The 19,386-nt window shown below is 66.4% G+C and carries 16 protein-coding genes and 1 pseudogene; 8 read left to right on the top strand and 9 right to left on the bottom strand.

Features of this window, described 5'->3' with window-relative positions:
- Positions 1 to 24 precede the first annotated feature (24 nt).
- From SHTP_RS02790 to SHTP_RS02800, 3 genes are all read right to left on the bottom strand, one after another.
- Entirely contained in the window at positions 25 to 1,509 is a 1,485-nt protein-coding gene (locus SHTP_RS02790) for a dihydrolipoyl dehydrogenase family protein (protein WP_096369699.1), read from the bottom strand.
- Between the two features lie 558 nt (positions 1,510 to 2,067).
- Positions 2,068 to 2,874: a family 1 encapsulin nanocompartment shell protein gene (locus SHTP_RS02795; RefSeq protein WP_096369700.1), complete on the bottom strand. Its 807-nt coding sequence runs from the start codon at positions 2,872 to 2,874 to the stop codon at positions 2,068 to 2,070.
- On the bottom strand, positions 2,871 to 3,920 hold the full coding sequence (locus SHTP_RS02800; RefSeq protein ID WP_096372289.1) for a Dyp-type peroxidase: 1,050 nt from the start codon (positions 3,918 to 3,920) through the stop codon (positions 2,871 to 2,873). Before SHTP_RS02800 ends, SHTP_RS02795 begins: the two co-directional genes overlap by 4 nt.
- Positions 3,921 to 3,930: 10 nt before the next feature.
- On the opposite strand from SHTP_RS02800, the gene SHTP_RS02805 reads away from it, so the two are divergent.
- Both SHTP_RS02805 and SHTP_RS02810 read left to right on the top strand, forming a co-directional pair.
- Complete coding sequence (locus SHTP_RS02805) at positions 3,931 to 5,223, top strand: M18 family aminopeptidase (protein WP_096369701.1); 1,293 nt, start codon at positions 3,931 to 3,933, stop codon at positions 5,221 to 5,223.
- Between the two features lie 42 nt (positions 5,224 to 5,265).
- Positions 5,266 to 5,596, top strand: a pseudogene (locus SHTP_RS02810) (VOC family protein).
- A 17-nt stretch (positions 5,597 to 5,613) separates the two neighbouring features.
- Here the strand turns inward: SHTP_RS02810 and SHTP_RS02815 are convergent.
- Positions 5,614 to 6,264 (bottom strand): acetyl-/succinyl-CoA transferase, encoded by a 651-nt coding sequence (locus SHTP_RS02815; protein ID WP_096369702.1) that lies wholly within the window; start codon positions 6,262 to 6,264, stop codon positions 5,614 to 5,616.
- A gap of 97 nt (positions 6,265 to 6,361) precedes the next feature.
- Here SHTP_RS02815 and purL point away from each other — a divergent pair, with 97 nt between their 5' ends.
- Genes purL through SHTP_RS02830 form a run of 3 tightly spaced genes read left to right on the top strand, consistent with a single transcriptional unit; the run spans position 6,362 to position 10,314 of the window.
- Positions 6,362 to 8,659: a phosphoribosylformylglycinamidine synthase subunit PurL gene (gene purL, locus SHTP_RS02820; RefSeq protein ID WP_096369703.1), complete on the top strand. Its 2,298-nt coding sequence runs from the start codon at positions 6,362 to 6,364 to the stop codon at positions 8,657 to 8,659.
- Positions 8,647 to 9,306, top strand: coding sequence for an Rv0804 family intramembrane glutamic endopeptidase (locus SHTP_RS02825; RefSeq protein ID WP_094360621.1), 660 nt, complete (start codon positions 8,647 to 8,649; stop codon positions 9,304 to 9,306). The genes purL and SHTP_RS02825 overlap by 13 nt, the downstream gene beginning before the upstream one ends.
- 51 nt (positions 9,307 to 9,357) lie before the next feature.
- Positions 9,358 to 10,314: a 3',5'-cyclic adenosine monophosphate phosphodiesterase CpdA gene (locus SHTP_RS02830; protein ID WP_096372290.1), complete on the top strand. Its 957-nt coding sequence runs from the start codon at positions 9,358 to 9,360 to the stop codon at positions 10,312 to 10,314.
- Here the strand turns inward: SHTP_RS02830 and SHTP_RS02835 are convergent.
- From SHTP_RS02835 to SHTP_RS02845, 3 genes are all read right to left on the bottom strand, one after another.
- Positions 10,259 to 11,857, bottom strand: a complete 1,599-nt coding sequence (locus tag SHTP_RS02835) for a stealth family protein (RefSeq protein ID WP_096369704.1) — start codon at positions 11,855 to 11,857, stop codon at positions 10,259 to 10,261. The genes SHTP_RS02830 and SHTP_RS02835 overlap by 56 nt on opposite strands.
- Before the next feature lie 236 nt (positions 11,858 to 12,093).
- Positions 12,094 to 13,350, bottom strand: coding sequence for an HAD family hydrolase (locus SHTP_RS02840; RefSeq protein ID WP_096369705.1), 1,257 nt, complete (start codon positions 13,348 to 13,350; stop codon positions 12,094 to 12,096).
- 54 nt (positions 13,351 to 13,404) lie between these two features.
- Positions 13,405 to 14,610, bottom strand: coding sequence for an MCE family protein (locus SHTP_RS02845; protein ID WP_015357282.1), 1,206 nt, complete (start codon positions 14,608 to 14,610; stop codon positions 13,405 to 13,407).
- Between the two features lie 19 nt (positions 14,611 to 14,629).
- Between SHTP_RS02845 and SHTP_RS02850 the strand changes: the two genes are divergently transcribed.
- The 3 genes from SHTP_RS02850 to purM all read left to right on the top strand — a co-directional run bounded on the left by SHTP_RS02850 (position 14,630) and on the right by purM (position 17,851).
- Positions 14,630 to 15,019, top strand: coding sequence for a sterol carrier family protein (locus SHTP_RS02850; RefSeq protein ID WP_011738755.1), 390 nt, complete (start codon positions 14,630 to 14,632; stop codon positions 15,017 to 15,019).
- 138 nt (positions 15,020 to 15,157) lie between these two features.
- Positions 15,158 to 16,684 (top strand): amidophosphoribosyltransferase, encoded by a 1,527-nt coding sequence (gene purF, locus SHTP_RS02855; RefSeq protein WP_096369706.1) that lies wholly within the window; start codon positions 15,158 to 15,160, stop codon positions 16,682 to 16,684.
- A gap of 63 nt (positions 16,685 to 16,747) precedes the next feature.
- Positions 16,748 to 17,851, top strand: coding sequence for a phosphoribosylformylglycinamidine cyclo-ligase (purM, locus tag SHTP_RS02860; protein WP_096369707.1), 1,104 nt, complete (start codon positions 16,748 to 16,750; stop codon positions 17,849 to 17,851).
- Positions 17,852 to 17,944: 93 nt separating this feature from the next.
- Here the strand turns inward: purM and SHTP_RS02865 are convergent, their stop codons facing one another.
- Together SHTP_RS02865 and ygfZ are read right to left on the bottom strand one after the other, a co-directional pair.
- Positions 17,945 to 18,124, bottom strand: coding sequence for a DUF3073 domain-containing protein (locus SHTP_RS02865; protein ID WP_011738758.1), 180 nt, complete (start codon positions 18,122 to 18,124; stop codon positions 17,945 to 17,947).
- A gap of 158 nt (positions 18,125 to 18,282) precedes the next feature.
- A complete protein-coding gene (gene ygfZ / locus SHTP_RS02870; RefSeq protein WP_096369708.1) occupies positions 18,283 to 19,374 on the bottom strand; it encodes a CAF17-like 4Fe-4S cluster assembly/insertion protein YgfZ in 1,092 nt (363 codons plus the stop codon).
- Between the last annotated feature and the right edge of the window lie 12 nt (positions 19,375 to 19,386).

Below are 19,386 nucleotides of genomic sequence, written 5' to 3' on the forward strand. Positions count from 1 at the left end.
GCTGCTCCGATTGTTGGGTGAGTGCTAGACAAGGACGAAAAACGAATCGCGGTAGGCCTCGAGAAGTCGCAGCCACAGTTCGCTGAAGGTTGGAAAGCATGGTACGGCGTGCCACAGCCGGTCGATGGGCACTTGGCCGGCGATGGCGATGGTGGCCGCGTGCAGCAACTCCGCGGCGCCCGGGCCGACGATGGTGACACCGAGGAGGCAACCTCGGTCGACGTCGACGACCATGCGGGCCCGGCCGGCGTAGCCGTCGGCGAAGAGCTTGGCCCCGGTGACGACATCGCCGATTTCGACGTCGATCGTCTTGATCCGATGACCGGCCCGCGCCGCCTGCTCGGCCGTCAGCCCCACCGCGGCGGCTTCGGGGTCGGTGAAGAAAGCCTGTGGCACCGCGTGATGATCGGCGGTGGTCGCATGCGCACCCCACGGTGCGGTGTCCAGCGAGTCTCCGGCGGCGCGGGCACCGATAGCGCTACCGGCGATGCGGGCTTGGTACTTGCCCTGATGGGTGAGCAGTGCGCGGTGATTGACATCGCCTGCCGCATAAAGCCAACCGCCATCGACGGCGTTCACGCGGCAGGTGTCGTCGACATCGAGCCAGTTGCCCGGCGCCAGCCCGACCGTCTGCAGGCCGATGTCGTCGGTGCGTGGTGCGCGGCCGGTAGCGAACAACACCTCGTCGACCTCGAGCCGCGTATCGTCATCGAGTTCGAGGGTAACCGGTGCATCGGGATGCGGCCGGTGCAGCGCGCGCACTGAGATCCCCACGCGCACATCGACGCCCGCGCGGGTGAGACCGCGGCCGACGAAGTCGCCGACAAACGGTTCCATCCGGCTCAGCAATCGGGATCGCGCCAGCAGGGTCACCGACGACCCCAATCCTTGCCAGGCGGTCTCTATTTCGACACCCACACCGCCCGCGCCGACGATCGCGAGCCGGCGGGGCGCCGAACTGGCCTCGGTGGCTTGGCGATTGGTCCACGGCCAGGCCTCGGTGATGCCAGGCAGGTCGGGCAAGGTGGGGCGACTTCCGGTGCAGACGACAACCGCATGCCGCGCCGCGATCATCAGCGTCTGGCCGTCGTGATCGGACACACTGACTCGACGCGGACCCGCCAGCCGCCCATGGCCGCGGATCAGCGTCGCGCCGATACCACTGACCCAGTCGGCCTGGCCGCCGTCATCCCAGTTGCTCACGTACCGGTCCCGGCGATCGAAAACTGCTGCGGCGCTGATTGAGCCGCTGATTGCCTCGCGCGCACCGTCCACCAGGCGGGCATCGGCAACGGCGATCACCGGACGTAGCAGCGCCTTACTCGGTACACATGCCCAGTACGAGCATTCACCGCCGACGAGGTCACGCTCGATCACCGCAACGTGCAGCCCCGCAGCCTGGTAGCGGTCAGCGGCATTCTGCCCGACTGGTCCGGCCCCGAGCACTATCACGTCGAACGAAAGATCGGGTTCGCCGGCCGGTATCCGGGCGCGTTCGTCTTCGGTCACGGCCGCAGATCCTTCCGTCGACTCTCTCTGCGACGCTACGCCCCGCACGCTGGTGCGCTACCGGCGAGTGTGGGCTGAGTTCGTCCTGTTCTTCTCGACGACTCAGCCGCGTTGCTACTGGCCCGCTCCCACCAATGCCCTGGTGCGGTGGGACTCCAGCCGGTACTGATCCCACGCCTGGCGGCCGTAGGACATGCCGGGGTGCCAGCCCGCGGGGTCCATACGACCGGGCCGCGGGCGGCGTCTCGGGCCGAAGCGCTCGCCGCTGGGTGTGACGGTCGGCGGCAAGTCCCATTTCTCCGAAGGTATTTGGTCCGGGCCTAGCACGTCAGCTTCGTACCTCTCGTTGGTGGTGCACGACTGTTTGGCTACCTTCCAGCGTCTTGCTCGATCGGTGGCGAGCCGTAGTGGGTGTGGCGCCCGGCCACGGAGGTTTTCGGGCCGCGCGGTTGTATCCAGTGATAGTCAGTCAGTCGCAGCTGGTGCTGTTCGCCGGCTGCAAGTTGGCTGGGAAACCCCAGGCGACGGCGGGCCCGTGGTCCGCCGTCGGTCCGTCGGCTATCCCGAGTGCGGACTCAGCGCGACCGAGGCTTCGGCGGTGTAGCACAGGAAGGTTAGCGTCTCCTGCAGGTACAGCTGCACGGTGTCGGCGTCGTGGCTGGTGTACCCGATCGCGACATCGGTGCCCAACTGCAGGTCGAAGTCCCCGCCGCGAGTGGTCAGCACGAACGCACCGTCGATGGCCGGCGCCCAGATGATGTCACCGTCGACCAGCCGGTTCAGATGCTCACGAATGGGATAGCCGTGCTCGGTGGTCTCGCTGACCTTGGTGTAGACGTCGGCGGCCAGCAGCACCGAGTAGGGTCCGTCGACGCCGGCCAGCCGCAGTTCCGACAGTGCCTGGGTGATGACGTCCGGGATTTCGCGCGGGTCCTCGGGCAGCGTGAGCGGCGGGTTGGAGCTGGAGCTGCGGATGCCCTCGATCGATGCGGCGCCGTAACCCTCGAAGATGGTGCGGTCCTCCACGAACGCCAGCTGCTTGGCGGCCGCCTTGACCGGGTCCCAATCCGAGGCCTGGGAACCGCGTTCGACATCATCGATCTCGTTGCGTGACAAGGTGAATGGGACCCGCAGGCGCACCAGGGGCTTGCTCGCCCGCAGGTGGGCGATGACCCCGTCGGTAGGAGCCTTCACATCGATCAGCCGGCCCGTGCTCACTGCCGCGGTGACCGGACCTCCGGGGTCGCTCACGTCGACCACCCGACGGCCCGCGATGTGGCGCTTGAATGTCCGGGTGGCCTCCAATTCGATTTCGGCCCAGCCGGCTTCGGTGACCGGTGCCAGATCGCGGTAGAGGTTGTTCATTCGGAGGTTCCTTTCAGGCTGCCGATCGAGAGTGAGCCGTCGTCCGCGGTTGGGACGGCCGCCGGTGCCAGCGGCAAGGGCGGTGGATCGTCGAGGAAGTCGATGGTCGGCGAGAAGAACAACCCGCCGGTTGTCGCCGTGGAAAAGTCGAGCACGCGATCGGTATTTCCGGGCGAATCGCCGAGAAACATGTTGCGCAGCAGCCGTTCGGTGACGGTGGGAGTGCGCGAATACCCGATGAAATAGGTGCCGTATTCGCCCTTGCCGACCTCACCGAACGGCATGTTGTGTCGAACGATCTTCAGTTCGACTCCATCCTCGTCGGTGATGACGTTGAGCGCGATGTGCGAGTTGGCCGGCTTGGTGCTCTCGTCGAGTTCGATGTCTTCCAGCTTGGTCCGGCCGATCACCCGCTCCTGCTCGGTGACCGACAGCGAGTCCCATGACCCCATGTCATGCACATATTTCTGCACGTGCACATAGCAGGAGCCGGCAAAGTCGGGATCCTCGTCGCCGACGGTGGTCGCGCCGATCGCGATTGCGCCACCGGGGTTTTCGGTGCCGTCGACGAAGCCCAGCAGATTGCGATTGTCGAAAAAGCGGAAGCCGTGCACCTCGTCGACGACGGTGACCGCTGGGGCCATCGCCTTGAGGATTCGGCCGGCCAGCTCGAAGCACACGTCCATGGTTTCGGCCCGGATGTGCAACAGCAGGTCCCCCGGTGTGGCCGGCGCGTTGTGGCGTGGTCCCGTCAACGGGACGAACGGATGCAGTTCGGCCGGCTTTGGGCCGGAGAACAACCGATCCCACGCGTCGGCGCCGATCGAGGCCACCACCGACAGGTGCTTGGTGGGATCGCGGAATCCGATGGCCCGCACCAATCCGGATATCTCGGTCAGCGCGTCATGCACGGTCTGCTCGCCGCCGGCGTCGATGGTGGCCACCAAAAAGATTGCGGCTGGCGTCAGGGGCGCGAGGATGGGTTGCGGCTGAACCGAAGGCACCCTGCCGACCCTAGCGTGAATCCCGCAGTCCCCAACAGCCATGATGTTGAGCATGTCCGATGCGCCCACAACTTCAGCCACCGCTCGAGGCCTCGGCGAGTTCATCGACGCGTCGCCCTCCCCGTTTCATCTGTGCGCCACGGTGGCCCGGCGTCTGCTCAATGCCGGGTACACCGAACTGAGTGAGATAGACCGCTGGCCGCATCAACCGGGCCGCTACTTCACCGTTCGAGCCGGTTCGCTGGTCGCCTGGGACAGCGGCGGCGTCGGGACCGCGCAGGCACCGTTTCGGATTGTCGGGGCGCACTCGGACAGCCCGAACCTGCGGGTCAAACAGCACCCGGATCGGCTGGTCGCCGGCTGGCAGGTGGTGGCGCTCGAACCGTACGGGGGAGCGTGGCTGAACTCCTGGCTGGACCGCGACCTGGGCGTCAGCGGGCGGCTCTCGGTGCGCGCGCCCGGTGTTCGCGGCGGCATCAGTCACCGGCTGGTCCGGATCGATGAGCCGATCCTGCGGGTACCCCAGCTGGCCATCCACCTGGCCGAGGATCGCAAGTCGCTCACGCTGGATCCCCAGCGGCACGTCAACGCGGTATGGGGCGTCGGTGCGCAGCGGGGTTCCTTTCTCGGCTACGTCGCCCAGCGCGTCGGCCTGGCGGAGGGTGATGTGCTGGCGGCCGATCTGATGACCCATGACCTGACCCCGGCCGCGGTCATCGGCGCCAACGCCGACCTGCTCAGCGCGCCGCGGCTGGACAACCAGGCCAGTTGCTACGCGGGACTAGAAGCGCTACTGGCCGCCGAATCGGACCAGGTGCTGCCCGTGCTGGCGATCTTCGACCACGAGGAGGTCGGCTCGACCTCGGACCACGGCGCGCAGTCCAACCTGCTGAACACGGTGCTGGAAAGGATCGTGCTGGCCGGTGGCGGGGTCCGGGAAGACCTGTTGCGGCTGTTACCGGCTTCACTGCTGGCGTCCGCGGACATGGCGCATGCCACTCATCCCAACTACCCCGAGCGCCATGAGCCCAGCCACCAGATCGCGGTCAACGCGGGGCCGGTGCTCAAGGTGCACCCCAATCTGCGCTACGCCACCGAGGGGCGGACAGCCGCGGCCTTTGCGCTGGCCTGTCAGCAGGCCGGTGTGAATCTGCAACGTTACGAGCATCGGGCCGACCTGCCGTGCGGGTCGACGATCGGGCCGATGACCTCGGCCCGCACCGGTATCCCCACCGTGGACGTGGGTGCCGCGCAGCTGGCGATGCACTCCGCGCGCGAGCTGATGGGCGCCGCCGACGTGGCGGCGTATTCGGCAGCGCTACGGGCGTTCTACGCGCCCGAATAGTGGGCGGCAATAGACTCGGTTGGCATGACGCTCAGTGTCGAGATGGTCACCTTCGACTGCAGTGATCCCGCCCGGCTGGCCGGCTGGTGGGCCGAGCACTTCGGCGGGACGGCGCACGAATTGCTGCCCGGCGAGTTCATCGCGGTGACGCGTCCGGCGGGGCCGCGGCTCGGATTTCAGAAGGTGCCCGATCCAACACCCGGAAAAAAACCGGGTGCACCTGGACTTTTCGGCCGCCGACGTGGACGGTGAAGTGTCACGGCTGGCGGCCGCCGGAGCGACCGAGGTACAGCGGCACCAATTCGGGGAGAACTTCCGGTGGGTGGTGATGGCCGATCCCGAGGGCAACGTCTTCTGCGTCGTCGGCCAGTAGCGCACCGCCATCGACGGTCAGGCCGCGCGCGAAACGCCGAACAGCTCACGACAGCGGTCAAACCCCTCAACCCGAACCTCGACGTGGCGCTGGCGCAGCCAGTCGTCACGAGTCAACCGGAAGCGCACCTGCTGTGCCGCGGCGCCCTCTCGCGCCACTCGGTCGACGCCGTTTTCCCGGTAGCCCTGACGTCGGGATATCGCGATCGAGGCCGGATTGTCGGCGAACGCTGCCGAGGTAGCGGCCTGGGCTCCAAGCTCACAGAACACGAAATGCAATGCTGCCGCCCGCATCTCGGTGCCAAGGCCGTTGCCTTGGTACCGCAGTCCCAGCCAGGATCCGGATTCGACTTCGCCGGCGATCGGGAAGTTGCTGGCGCGCAAGCCCTGCACACCGACGGCCCGACCCTCGACCACGACGGCCAGTGGCAGGGCCCAGTCATCGCGGCTGAATCCCGCCAGCTCCCGCCACAGGAAGGACAAGGTGTTGTACGGCAGCTCCGCCCGAGGGGCTCGGGTCCAGGGGACGGAAAACGGCATCCGGTCCGGCTCGTGCACGCCGTCCAGAATTGTGTCGATCAGGTGGTCGCACAGCTCTTCGGTGGGCAGTCGCAGCTGTAGGCGCGAGGTAGTGATCCGCAGATCGAACAGCGGCCAGTGACGAGACATCGCCCCATTATGTTGACCGGGCCGACCGCTGTCAGCCGGTTTTCTTGCCGCGGGTCTCCGGCGGGAGCGATGCGGCCCGGGACTCTAGACTGTCTGCGTGACGAGCGCTCGCAGCCACCAGACTGACACAGTCGCACATGCCGCCACCACCCCCGACCAGCCGCAACCGTTTCACGAGCTGGGCCTCAAAGACGACGAGTATCAGCGGATTCGTGACATCCTGGGCCGTCGGCCCACCGACACCGAGCTCGCCATGTACTCGGTGATGTGGAGCGAGCACTGCTCCTACAAGTCCTCCAAAGTCCATTTGCGCTATTTCGGCGAGACCACCACCGATGAAATGCGCGCCGGGATGCTGGCCGGAATCGGCGAGAACGCCGGCGTCGTCGACATCGGTGACGGGTGGGCCGTCACGTTCAAGGTGGAATCGCACAACCACCCCTCCTACGTCGAGCCCTACCAGGGTGCGGCCACGGGTGTCGGCGGCATCGTCCGCGACATCATGGCGATGGGTGCGCGGCCGATCGCGGTGATGGACCAACTGCGCTTCGGCGCCGCCGATGCCCCCGACACTCGCCGGGTGCTCGACGGTGTGGTCCGCGGTGTCGGCGGTTACGGCAACTCGCTGGGGTTGCCGAACATCGGCGGCGAGACGGTCTTCGACGCGTGCTATGCCGGTAACCCCTTGGTCAATGCGCTGTGCGTGGGCGTCTTGCGTCAAGAGGACTTGCACTTGGCGTTCGCCTCCGGCGCCGGAAACAAGATCATCCTGTTCGGCGCGCGGACCGGCCTGGACGGCATCGGCGGGGTGTCGGTGCTGGCCTCGGACACCTTCAGCTCCGATGGCGAGGGCGAGGGCGCGCGCAAGAAGTTGCCGTCGGTCCAGGTGGGCGACCCGTTCATGGAAAAGGTGCTCATCGAGTGCTGTCTCGAGCTCTACTCGGGCGGACTGATGATCGGCATCCAGGACCTCGGCGGCGCAGGGTTGTCGTGCGCCACATCGGAGTTGGCCTCCGCCGGGGATGGCGGCATGGCGATCAACCTGGAAGCCGTCCCGCTGCGCGCCAAGGAAATGACGCCCGCCGAGGTGCTCTGCAGCGAGTCGCAGGAACGGATGTGCGCGGTGGTGTCGCCGGAGAACGTGGATGCGTTCATGGCGGTGTGCCGCAAGTGGGACGTGCTGGCCACGGTTATCGGCGAGGTCACCGAGGGCGACCGGTTGCGCATCACCTGGCACGGGGAGACGGTCGTGGACGTGCCACCGCGCACGGTGGCCCACGAGGGCCCGGTGTACCAGCGTCCGGTCGCCCGCCCCGACACCCAGGATGCGCTCAACGCCGATTCGTCGAAGAGCCTGCCCCGCCCGGCTACCGGCGACGAGCTGCGCGCGACTTTGCTTGCGCTGCTTGGCAGTCCGCACCTGTGCAGTCGCGCGTTCATCACCGAGCAGTACGACCGCTACGTGCGCGGCAACACGGTGCTCGCCGAACATGCGGACGGCGGCGTGCTGCGTATCGACGAGGCCACCGGTCGCGGTATCGCGTTGTCGACCGATGCGTCGGGGCGCTACACCCTGCTTGACCCCTACACGGGTGCCCAGCTGGCACTGGCCGAGGCCTACCGCAACGTCGCCGCGACCGGCGCGACCCCGGTGGCGGTGACCAACTGCCTCAACTTCGGCTCGCCCGAGGATCCCGGCGTGATGTGGCAGTTTGCCCAGGCAGTGCGCGGCTTGGCCGATGGTTGTGTGGCGCTGGGAATTCCGGTGACCGGCGGCAACGTCAGCTTCTATAACCAAACCGGGTCGACGGCGATCATGCCCACCCCGGTGGTCGGGGTGCTCGGCGTGATCGACGATGTCACTCGTCGCATCCCCACCGCGATGGGCGCTGAGCCCAGCGAAACCCTGATGCTGCTGGGCGATACCCGAGACGAGCTGGACGGCTCGATGTGGGCACAAGTCACCGGCGAGCACCTGGGCGGCACGCCCCCCGCGGTCGATCTGGCGCGGGAGAAGCTGCTGGCTGACGTGCTGCGCGCGGCATCGCGGGACGGGCTGGTCTCCGCGGCGCACGACCTGTCCGAGGGCGGACTGGCCCAAGCCATCGTCGAATCGGCATTGGCGGGTGAAACCGGCTGCCGCATTGTGCTTCCCGACGACGCCGACCCGTTCGTCATGCTCTTTTCCGAATCGGCCGGCCGGGTGCTGGTGGCGGTGCCGCGCACCGAAGAGAGCCGGCTACGGGCCATGTGTGAAGCGCGAAGATTGCCCGCGGTGCGTATCGGGGTTGTCGACCAGGCATCCGATGACATCGAGGTGCAGGGCTTGTTCACGGTCTCGCTGGCCGAACTGCGCGCGACGTCTGAGGCGGTGTTGCCGAGATTTTTCGGGTAAGTCGGCTGCGCGCGCTGGCTCTGGCCGCCGGCTTGGTCGGCTGGAGCCTGGCCAGTCCGCGGCTGCCGGCGCGGTGGCGGGTGGCGCTGCAGGCCGTTTTGGGTGGCTTACTTGTGCTGGTGACCCGCGCACCACTGGGGCTTACGCCGCCCCGGTTGTGGGCCGGGCTGCGACTGGGCGCGGTGGCCGCCGCCCCGGTGGCCACCGCGATCGCGGCGACGACTCCGGTGCCGATGGTGCGCCTGTCGATGTCCGAACGCGACCTGCCCGCATCGGTGCCGGGCTGGCTCGGGCTGCAGATTCCGTTCGGGACGGTCTGGGCCGAGGAGGCGGCGTTTCGTGCGGCACTGGCCACCATGGGCACCAGAGGTTTTGGTCACGTCGGTGGGCGGTTGCTGCAGGCGGTCACCTTCGGTCTGTCCCACGTCGCCGATGCGCGCGCGACCGGTGCGCCGCCGGTGCCTACGGTGCTGGTCACCGGCCTGGCCGGCTGGCTATTCGGGTGGCTGGCAGAGCGCAGCGGCAGCCTGGCCGCACCGATGGTGCTGCACCTGGCAATCAACGAGGCGGGGGCGGTTGCGGCGCTGACGGTCCAGCGTCGCTGGATTAACGGTGCCGAAATCACGCCGCGGCGCCGCTATACTTGACACGCTGGCTTTTCGCAGCAAACGACTCGACCGAGAGGCTTGGCACCCCAGGTGCACAGACTTAGGGCCGCGGAGCATCCGCGGCCGGACTACCTTCTTGTTCACATCAGCGACACCCATCTTGTCGGAGGGGATGACCCTCTCTATGGTGCAGTAGACGCCGACAGCAGGCTGGCTGAACTCCTTGAACAGCTCAAGCACTCGGGGGTGAGCCCCGATGCGGTGATTTTCACCGGCGACTTGGCCGATACCGGTGAAGCGGCGGCCTATCGTAAGCTGCGCGCGGTGGTCGAACCTTTCGCCGCCGAGTTGGACGCCGAACTGATCTGGGTGATGGGCAACCACGACAACAGGGCCGCCCTGCGCACGTTCCTGCTGGACGAGGCCCCGTCGATGGCGCCGCTGGACCGGGTAAACATGATCGACGGCCTGCGGATCATCACGCTGGACACCTCGGTGCCCGGGCATCACTACGGCGAGGTCCGGGATTCCCAATTGAGATGGCTCGCCGAAGAGCTGAAGACCCCCGCCCCGCACGGCACCATCCTGGCGCTGCATCATCCGCCGATTCCCAGCGTCCTGGACCTGGCCGTAACGGTGGAACTGCGCGACCAAGCTCGGCTGGGGCGGGTGCTCGAGGGCAGCGATGTCCGGGCCATTCTGGCCGGCCACCTGCATTACTCGACCAACGCCACCTTCGTGGGGATCCCGGTCTCGGTGGCCTCGGCCACCTGCTACACCCAGGATCTCACCGTTGAGGTCGGGGGAACCCGGGGCCGAGACGCGGCGCAAGCCTGCAACCTGGTGCACGTGTACCCCGACACCGTGGTGCATTCGGTGATTCCCATCGGTACCGGCAAAACCGTGGGCACCTTCGTCTCGCCCGCGCAGGCGAAGCGTCAGATTGCCGAAAGCGGGATGTTCATCGAGCCGTCACGGCGGGACTCGCTGTTCAGCCACCCTCCGATGGTGCTGACGCCATCGGTTCGGCCAAATCCTGCGGATTGATATCCGCGGCAACCTTTTCCCATGGCGCGGGGATGGGGAAGTAGCGCTCCAGGAAATTGACCACGCGCTCCGCCCGCTCGGTGCCGCCGACTTCGGGGAAGCTGCCGTCATTGAGGCAGAAGAAGTCATAGTTGCGGCGCCTGCGTAATTCGGGAAGTAGGCCGAGCCCGGCGCGGGTGGTGGTGTCCACGTAGAGGACCTTGGCTTTCTCTTGCTGGACGGCCTTGCCGGTCATCAGCGCGTAGTAGTGGTACAGCGAATTCGTCACCGAGATGTCGGTGCCGGACCGGAAGGCGCTGGCCTGGGTCCGCGCGAATTCCTCCGGAAACTCCCGCTCCAACTCGATGAGCACGCTCTTGCGCAGCGGCACGGCGGTGTGTTCGAGGTGACGGGTGATCATCTGACCGAATCGGGCGAACAGCAGCTGGCGGTTCACCCGGGCCGCGTTTTCAAAGCCACTGCGGGCCGGATCGTTTGCCCCGAGCCCGATCCTCGTATTGGCCTCGATGAACCGGGTGACGCCGCCAGGGGAGAAGAACATGCCGGCCTTGAGTGGCCGGCCAAAGAACATGTCGTCATTGGAATACAGAAAGTGCTCGCTGAGCTCGGGGATATGGTGCAGCTGACTCTCCACCGCATGCGAGTTGTAGGTCGGCAATGCGGCCCGGTCGGAAAAGTGGTCCTCGGCGCGCACCACCGTGACGTTCGGGTGCTCAGCCAGCCACGGGGGCGGGGTTGAATCCGTCGCGATGAAAATGCGACGGATCCACGGCGCGAACATGTTTACCGATCGCAGCGCGTATTTCAGCTCGTCGATCTGACGGATCCGCGCCTCGGCGTCGTCGCCTTCTCCCACCACATGCTGCGACATCTGTGTGGCGCGTCGGGCCCGGAACTCCGGGTCGCTGCCGTCCACCCAGGAAAACACCAGATCGATGTCGAACGTCACATCGCTGGCGTGAGGTGTGAACATCCCATCCAGCGTTGGCCATTTGTATCCATATAGCTTGACCGACGAAGGCGAAAGTTCGTCGCGCGGCAATACCTTGCGGGTGAGGGAGTTTTCTATGGGGCACCGGATGAGCGTTTCCTCGAAGACCCAGAATTGGATCTCGACACCAAACATTGCGCCATAACGAAATCCGCCCGGCGCAATCCGCCGGCGATACAAACGCAGAATTTGCGGATCGGCCACCCTGGAAAGGTGGCCATTAGCCAGCAAAACGGGAGAAATTCCTTTCTTATCAATCGTTTTGGCGTACATCGGTTCGGTGGCACACGCCGCGGCGAGAGCGCGTTCGAGGGCGGGACGCAACTGTATGTCGACCGCAAGAATCGGGCGGCCGCTGTGGTTGCGAATCAGCAGGAAGGGAATGCCAGCCCGGTTCAACGTCTTTCGCAGGAAGACGAGGTCCTCGATCTGTGCCTCTTGGGGGGTGAGGCTCGATTCCAGGCGGGCAATCTTGCCGCCCCGGGTAACGATGATGGGAGCCAGGCCGCGCGCGGCGGGCCGACTGCCGTCACGTGAAGGGATCTTGGGCATCGGAACACCGCCTTAGGTAAGAGTGATTTCGGCACCGCGAGGATCTCACACTTCCGGCGCCCCCGCAGTGCGAGAGAGCCCGGCGGCAGGCGGGGGGGGGGGGGGGGGGGCTCCGGGTACCCTTAGCTACGTCGACAAATACTGCGCCGCAGACGATTTAGCACTTTGCCGACATCTGCAGGACACCTCGCCGTTTCCGGCATGACCTATGATGCCGGGTTCGTTGAGGCGTTGTTTCAGTGCACCCGGTCCGGCTGGTCGGCGACGATGCTGCCGTCGGGTTGCCGCAGCGGCGCCGGGCTGCCGTCCGGGTCATCGAACCCCTGGGTCGCGCAGGGATACGGCGGGTGTGCCGGGAGCGGGTCGATGAACATGGGATTGACTAGCCAGCGCCCGTCGGCGTCCGCGTAGGCGCGACACATCAGCTCGATCTTGTTGCGGTTGATCACCAGGCGCAACGCGGTGGCGTCGGTGAGGAACGTGGCGTCCCCGTTGGAGTCTCCGGCCGCGAACGATTGGCGGCGCCCTTCGGGGAGTTGGTCGAACGCGGCCGGCCCCGAAACCCCGAAAACCTGCTCGTTGACCCGGCACCGTTTGCCTTCGTTGAAGGGGATTGACGGCTCCCCGCCGCACTGGGCCAGACGCGTCGTGAGCACCTCGCCGTCGTGTTCGGTGCGGACACCCATCACATGGTCGGCGGCGATACCCACGTCCGCGGCCCACACCCGCACCACCGGCTCGGCCGATGCGGAGATGATCCGCACATCGAATCCGTTGGCCTGCAAGGTCGCCACCAGGTCCCGTATCTGCGAGTAGTAACGCACCCAGGCGATCTGTTGAGTGCTGCCCACCGTCTGTTCGGCATTCTCGGCCGCGTCCAGGTTCTCCTGCCGGGCCGCGGTGACAAATCCGGTGACCTCTGCCTCGGTCCAGCCGGCCAATAACTGCGCGGCCCAGGCATCGGCGGGTTGCATGCGCCGATGGTTGAACCCGGCGAATGCGGCCGCCCCGGATCGTGTTTTTTCGTTCGTGTACACCGAAATCAGCTCGTCGGCGCATCCGGTTTCGGAGCCGGTCGGCAAGGGCTGGCCGGGCGCCGCGAGGTCGCCACAGGCCGCGGCCAGGGCCGCGGCCGCCGGCGGGGTCAGATACGGGCTGGTGCTGGTCCAGTCGCCGGCCGCGGGCTGGCGCACCTTGGAATTGCGGATCATCCAGAACAATGTCGCGTTGCCGATGTCGTTTCGCACCATGGTGTTGTCCCAGTCGAACAACGCCACCGGAGCCCCGTCTGCCACCGAACCGGACTTGCCGCAGCTGCCGAGCCGGCCGATCATCTCGTTGATCCGGTCCCGATTGTCGCCGTACCATCCGGGATCGGCGGCCATCGTCCGGCAGGCAGTCCCGGTCGAGCTGGTCGAAGCGGTGCCCGAATGATCGCCGCCGCCGCTACAACCGGCCAGCCCCAGCATCGCCGCAGCAGCAAGTACCCGCACAGGCCAAAGTCTCATCGCTCGTCTCTCGCACGGTGGGTTTCGGTGATCGCAACATTAGGGGTTAATGGTGTTCTCACCGAACTGACGTCCCCAGACATATTCGTTGAGCAGGGGTTGTCCGATCTCGAGATGGTTGTAGGGCGCCATGTTCGCGCCGACGTCCATCACCAGATACGGAGCGGGCCACAAGTCGCGGGTGATCGTCTGCCAGCACCCCGGTCGCCCGCCGGGGCCGCCCCGCGCATTCACCCGCGGCAGATTCTCCGGATAGATATACGGATTCGGCGCACCCGATATGGCGCCCGATGAGGCTGCTCCCAGCGAGTAGCCGTTGAAGCCCAGCGCGTTGCGGATCCGGGGGGCGACCTCGTCGTAGTTGCGGATGGTGCAGAAGATCTCCGGGCTGTACTCGTCGAGCAGCTGGCCGGTGGGCACCAGATCGGCGGCGCCGCGGGTCAGGTAGGGGCCGCCCCGCTCGAACACCTCCGAGCCGTTGTTGGCCAAACCGACCGATGCCAGTAACGCCGCATCCAAATCGCTACGTCGCTGGTTGACCGTGCGCGCGACGGTCACCGTGGAGTTGACGGCATCCCATAGGTCCGCCGAGGCGTCGGCATAGATGTCACCCAGCGCCGCCAGCCCCCTGATGTCGCGGTGCACCTGCGGCATCAGGGGGTTCACGTCATCGAGGATGGCGTTGCCGTTGACCAGTGCGGTGCCCAACCGATCGCCCAGGCCGCTCAGGGCCTGCGCGGCCGCGCTCAGCGTCAGGTTGAGCTTGACCGGGTCGACCTTCTCGCTGATCGCCGTCACATTCTCGAACAGCGTGTTGAATTCCGTGGTCACCGAGGTCGCGTAGATCACGCTGGCCGGCGTGATGTGTTGCGGTGCCGGGTCTGTTGGCGAGGTCAGGGACACATATTTGTTGCCGAAAACGGTCGTCGCCTTGATGGTTGCCGACACATTGGCCGGAATTGACCCGATGTACTTCGGCGTGACGTCTAGCGCGAATCTGGCCGCTGGCGCGCCGTCATGGGTGACCTCGGTGATGCTGGACACCCGGCCGATCTGCACACCGTTGAACGTGACCTTCGCGCCCGGATCGGTCACCAAACCGGCCCGCGGAGCAATCATGGTCAATCGGGTCTTGGGGATGAACGTCCCACGAAACTGCCAGTACAACATCGCACCGAAGAACACCAAGACCATCAGGGCCGCTAGACCGATGATCTTGTAGGGCGGCCGCGATCGCGGGTCCATGATTCTGAGACCCTAAGGTATGGTCGCCCGCGATAGAACCGATCCGGCAAAGACCCGCCAGATTGTCTTGGAGATTGCGGACTGGCTGCGCGACGAATCCCATCCAGCGCCGGGCCGCACCGCGCTGGCAACGGCGGTTCGGCTCACCGCGCGCACGCTGGGTGCGGTGGCACCCGGCGCGGCCGTCGAAGTCCGGATCCCACCTTTTGTCGCCGTGCAGTGCATTCCCGGGCCCAGACACACCCGCGGCACTCCGCCCAATGTCGTCGAAACCGATCCGCGCACGTGGTTATTGGTGGCCACGGGGCTGTTGAGGTTGTCCGAGGCGACGGCGACCGGCGCGTTGACGTTGTCCGGCTCACGGGCAGATGAAATCGGACACTGGCTGCCGCTGATTGATCTCGGCTGAATTTTATGTCCTGACCTGCGATTATTGTTCAACGCGGAAGATGGCCAAAAGGAAAACGCAGGTTTGATTCGGCCCCACGGCCATGGTGGCCGTAGACTCTTACTCGTCACCAACCGCGCCCCAGGGAGTCGCCAAACCGTGACCGCACAGCAGTCCGAAGAAGACTTCAACGCGCCTCGTGAAGAATGCGGTGTATTTGGGGTCTGGGCCCCGGGCGAAGATGTTGCCAAACTCAGCTACTACGGCCTTTACGCGCTGCAGCATCGCGGCCAGGAGGCGGCAGGCATTGCCGTCGCCGACGGCTCGCAAGTGCTGGTCTTCAAGGACCTCGGCCTGGTCAGTCAGGTGTTCGACGAGCAGACGCTGGCAGCCATGCAAGGGCATGTCGCCATCGGGCACTGCCGGTACTCGACCACCGGCGACACGACCTGGGAAAACGCCCAGCCCGTCTTCCGCAATACCGCTGCGGGCACCGGAGTTGCATTGGGTCACAACGGCAATCTCGTCAACGCGGCCGCCCTTGCGGCGCGCGCCCGGGACGAGGGACTGATCGGAAACCGATCCTCGGCGCCCGCCACGACGGACTCGGACATCCTGGGCGCACTGCTGGCCCACGGCGCCGCCGATTCCAGTCTGGAACAGGCCGCCTTGGAGCTGTTGCCGACGGTGCGTGGTGCCTTCTGCCTGACCTTCATGGACGAAAACACGCTGTATGCCTGTCGCGGCCCGCACGGGGTGCGGCCGTTGTCGCTGGGCCGGCTCGATCGCGGCTGGGTGGTGGCATCGGAAACGGCCGCGCTCGACATCGTCGGTGCGTCGTTCGTGCGTGACATTGAACCGGGCGAGCTGCTGGCAATCGATGCCGACGGGGTGCGGTCCACCCGCTTCGCCAACCCCACCCCCAAGGGTTGCGTCTTCGAGTACGTCTACCTGGCACGCCCGGACAGCATGCTCAACGGCCGGTCCGTGCACGCCGCCCGGGTGGCGATCGGTCGTCGGCTGGCCCAGGAGCGCGGGGTCGAGGCCGATTTGGTGATCGGCGTGCCGGAGTCGGGTACCCCTGCCGCGGTTGGCTATGCGCAGGAATCCGGCATCCCCTATGGACAAGGGCTGATGAAGAACGCCTACGTCGGGCGCACGTTCATCCAACCGTCACAGACGATCCGCCAGCTCGGTATTCGGTTGAAGCTCAACCCGCTCAAGGAGGTGATCCGCGGCAAGCGCCTGATCGTCGTGGACGACTCCATCGTGCGGGGAAACACGCAGCGCGCCCTGGTGCGGATGTTGCGTGAGGCCGGTGCCGTCGAAGTGCATGTGCGAATCGCCTCGCCGCCGGTGAAGTGGCCCTGTTTCTACGGCATCGACTTCCCCTCGCCGGCCGAACTGATCGCCAACGCCGTCGAGGACGAAAACGAGATGCTCGAAGCCGTGCGTCACGTGATCAACGCCGACACGCTGGGCTACATCTCGCTGCGGGGATTGGTAGCGGCCACCGAGCAACCGATCTCCCGGCTGTGCACCGCCTGTTTCGATGGCAAGTACCCGATCGAGCTGCCCGGCGAGACCGCCCTGGGCAAGAACGTCATCGAGCACATGCTCGCCAACGCGGCGCGCGGAGCCGAGCTGGGCGACGTTGCGACCGACGAAGTACCCATCGGGCACTGAGATGTGCGCGGCGCGAGAGTTGCCGATACCGGCGGTGAGCGCCGCCCGGTAGCCTTTATCGCGATGACGGATCCCGAAAAAAGTCCAGAAAGCTCCGGAAGATGCCCAGCCAGCCAAGGCGTCACGTACGCGGCGGCAGGTGTGGACATCGAAGCCGGCGACCGAGCCGTGGAGTTGTTCAAGCCGTTGGCAACCCGGGCCACCAGACCCGAGGTGCGTGGCGGGCTCGGCGGATTTGCCGGATTGTTCGCCCTGCGCAACGACTACCGCGAACCGGTGCTGGCCGCCTCCACCGACGGGGTCGGCACCAAGCTGGCGGTCGCGCAGGCGATGGACAAGCACGACACTGTCGGTCTTGACCTGGTCGCGATGGTGGTCGACGACCTGGTGGTGTGTGGCGCGGAGCCACTGTTCCTGCAGGACTACATCGCGGTCGGCCGGACCGTGCCGGAACGGGTCAGCGCGATCGTCAGCGGCATCGCTGAGGGTTGTGTGCGCGCTGGCTGCGCCCTGCTGGGGGGTGAGACCGCTGAACATCCCGGGCTGATGGCACCCGACCATTACGACATCTCGGCCACCGGGGTGGGTGTGGTCGAAGCCGACAATGTGCTGGGGCCGGAACGCGTCAAACCCGGCGACGTCATCATCGCGATGGGCTCGTCGGGGCTGCATTCCAACGGTTACTCGCTGGCCCGCAACGTCCTGCTGGAGATCGACCGGATGAATCTGGCCGGTTATGTGGAGGAGTTCGGCCGCACGTTGGGTGAAGAGCTATTGGAGCCCACCCGGATCTATGCCAAGGACTGTCTGGCGCTCACCGCTGAGACGCATGTCCGAACGTTCTGTCACGTCACGGGTGGCGGGTTGGCCGGCAACCTGGAGCGGGTAATCCCGCATGGGCTGGTCGCCGAGATCGACCGCGGCACCTGGACACCCGCGCCGGTGTTCGCGATGATTGCCCAGCGCGGCCGGGTGGTGCGCGAGGAGATGGAAAAGACCTTCAACATGGGCGTCGGCATGATCGCCGTGGTAGCCCCTGAAGACACCGACCGGGCGCTGGCCATACTGACCGCGCGCCACCTGGACTGCTGGGTGCTGGGCACCGTCTGCAAGGGTGGCAAAGAGGGTCCACGTGCCACGCTGGTGGGCCAGCACCCGCGATTCTAGAAACCACAAGCCCTAGGGCGGAGTCGCCACCGGCGTAGCCGGTGGCGACTCCGCCCTAGGGTTGGAATGTCAGCGGGAAACCGACCTGTGCGCCTAGCGGCGCCAGCTCTCCTCGTCGTCCCACGAGTCTTCGGTGTCGTCCACTTGGTCGGATGTGTCGGGACTTGCACCCGACAGCTCGCGCTGAAGCCGCTGGAAGTCGGTCTGCGGGGAGCTGTATTTCAGTTCTCGAGCAACCTTGGTCTGCTTTGCCTTAGCCCGGCCGCGGCCCATGGGGGAACCCCCTCGCGAAATAACGGAGCGGCCTAACAAGTAGGCGGCTCCGATCTCTTAGTGTCGTTATTGTCCTGCGGACAGCTTACCGTGCCGCGCGAGCGCGCGTGGGGCACCCTGCCAGCGGGCCCGGCCAGAATGGCGGACGTCACAGGGAATCATCGCGCACTGCCCCGTAATCGGTCCAGAGCCAGCCTTCCGGCGCCCACTTCGTCCGCCGGTGGCAGAGACTGCGCATCGATCAATGCCGGGATGGTGGCTTCGGCGCCGGTCATCAGCGCGGTGTCGGCGGGCAGCCCCCGCTTGGCCAAGGCCAAGGCAACCGGTCCGAGGTCCACGTGATCGACCACCGTTCCCACCCGTCCTACCGAACGCCCGCCGGCTAACACCGAGTCGCCGGTGGACGGTCGGTCCGTGGAACCGTCCAGATGGAGCAGGACCAGCATCCTGGGCGGTTTACCCAGGTTGTGTACCCGCGCGACCGTCTCCTGGCCCCGATAGCAGCCCTTGTCCAGGTGCACGGCCCCGATGCCGGGGCCACCGATCCAGCCGACCTCATGGGGAATAGTGCGTTCATCGGTGTCGACGCCCAGCCGCGGGCGCTTGGCCGCCACCCGATGCGCCTCGTAGGTCCAGATGCCGGCCGGTCGGACCCCCGCCTGCGTCAGGCGGTGCTTCCAGTCGGCGGTGCCGTCACGCGGTACCAGCAGATCCAGTTCGATCTGGCCGGCGCTCGACGGCATCCGGCGGGCGAAGCCGCCGCCCGACAACGGGACCGCCATCAGGTCCGCGGGCAGCGCATCGAGACCGAGTGCGTCGAGCACCGCTTGGTCGGACAACTGCGGCCCGATCAACGACAGCACCGCCAGGTCTGCGGTGTCGGGGGTCACCTCCGCCCAGAACACCATCTTGCGCAGGTAGTTCAACAGTGGTTCGCCGCGCCAGGGTTCGGTATCCAGATAGGTGGTTGCGCCCAACTCGGTCTGGATCCAGTGGTCTTCGACTCGGCCCTGCCCGTCCAGGCTCAGATTCTGGGTGCTGGCCCCCTCGGGTAGCTCGCTGACGTGCTGCGTGGAGATGTTGTGCAGCCAGCTCTGGCGGTCTTTTCCGGTGAGGGTGAGCACGGCTCGATGCGAGCGGTCCACCAGCACGGCGCCGGTTTCGGTGGCGCGCTGTTCGCCGAGCGGATCGCCGTAGTGCCAGATTGCGCCGGCGTCGGGACCAGGATCAGGAGCGGGAACTGCGGACACACCACAACTCTA

It is taken from the genome of Mycobacterium ulcerans subsp. shinshuense (genome assembly GCF_002355775.1).
Taxonomy (GTDB): domain Bacteria; phylum Actinomycetota; class Actinomycetes; order Mycobacteriales; family Mycobacteriaceae; genus Mycobacterium; species Mycobacterium marinum.

Bases quoted from the DNA above. Each gene is read 5' to 3' on its own strand.
- SHTP_RS02795 (WP_096369700.1), bottom strand. From the start codon at position 2,874: ATGAACAACCTCTACCGCGATCTGGCACCGGTCACCGAAGCCGGCTGG.
- SHTP_RS02800 (WP_096372289.1), bottom strand. From the start codon at position 3,920: ATGGCTGTTGGGGACTGCGGGATTCACGCTAGGGTCGGCAGGGTGCCT.
- SHTP_RS02805 (WP_096369701.1), top strand. From the start codon at position 3,931: ATGTCCGATGCGCCCACAACTTCAGCCACCGCTCGAGGCCTCGGCGAG.
- SHTP_RS02815 (WP_096369702.1), bottom strand. From the start codon at position 6,264: ATGTCTCGTCACTGGCCGCTGTTCGATCTGCGGATCACTACCTCGCGC.
- SHTP_RS02835 (WP_096369704.1), bottom strand. From the start codon at position 11,857: ATGCCCAAGATCCCTTCACGTGACGGCAGTCGGCCCGCCGCGCGCGGC.
- SHTP_RS02845 (WP_015357282.1), bottom strand. From the start codon at position 14,610: ATGGACCCGCGATCGCGGCCGCCCTACAAGATCATCGGTCTAGCGGCC.
- SHTP_RS02850 (WP_011738755.1), top strand. From the start codon at position 14,630: ATGGTCGCCCGCGATAGAACCGATCCGGCAAAGACCCGCCAGATTGTC.
- purM (WP_096369707.1), top strand. From the start codon at position 16,748: ATGACGGATCCCGAAAAAAGTCCAGAAAGCTCCGGAAGATGCCCAGCC.
- SHTP_RS02865 (WP_011738758.1), bottom strand. From the start codon at position 18,124: ATGGGCCGCGGCCGGGCTAAGGCAAAGCAGACCAAGGTTGCTCGAGAA.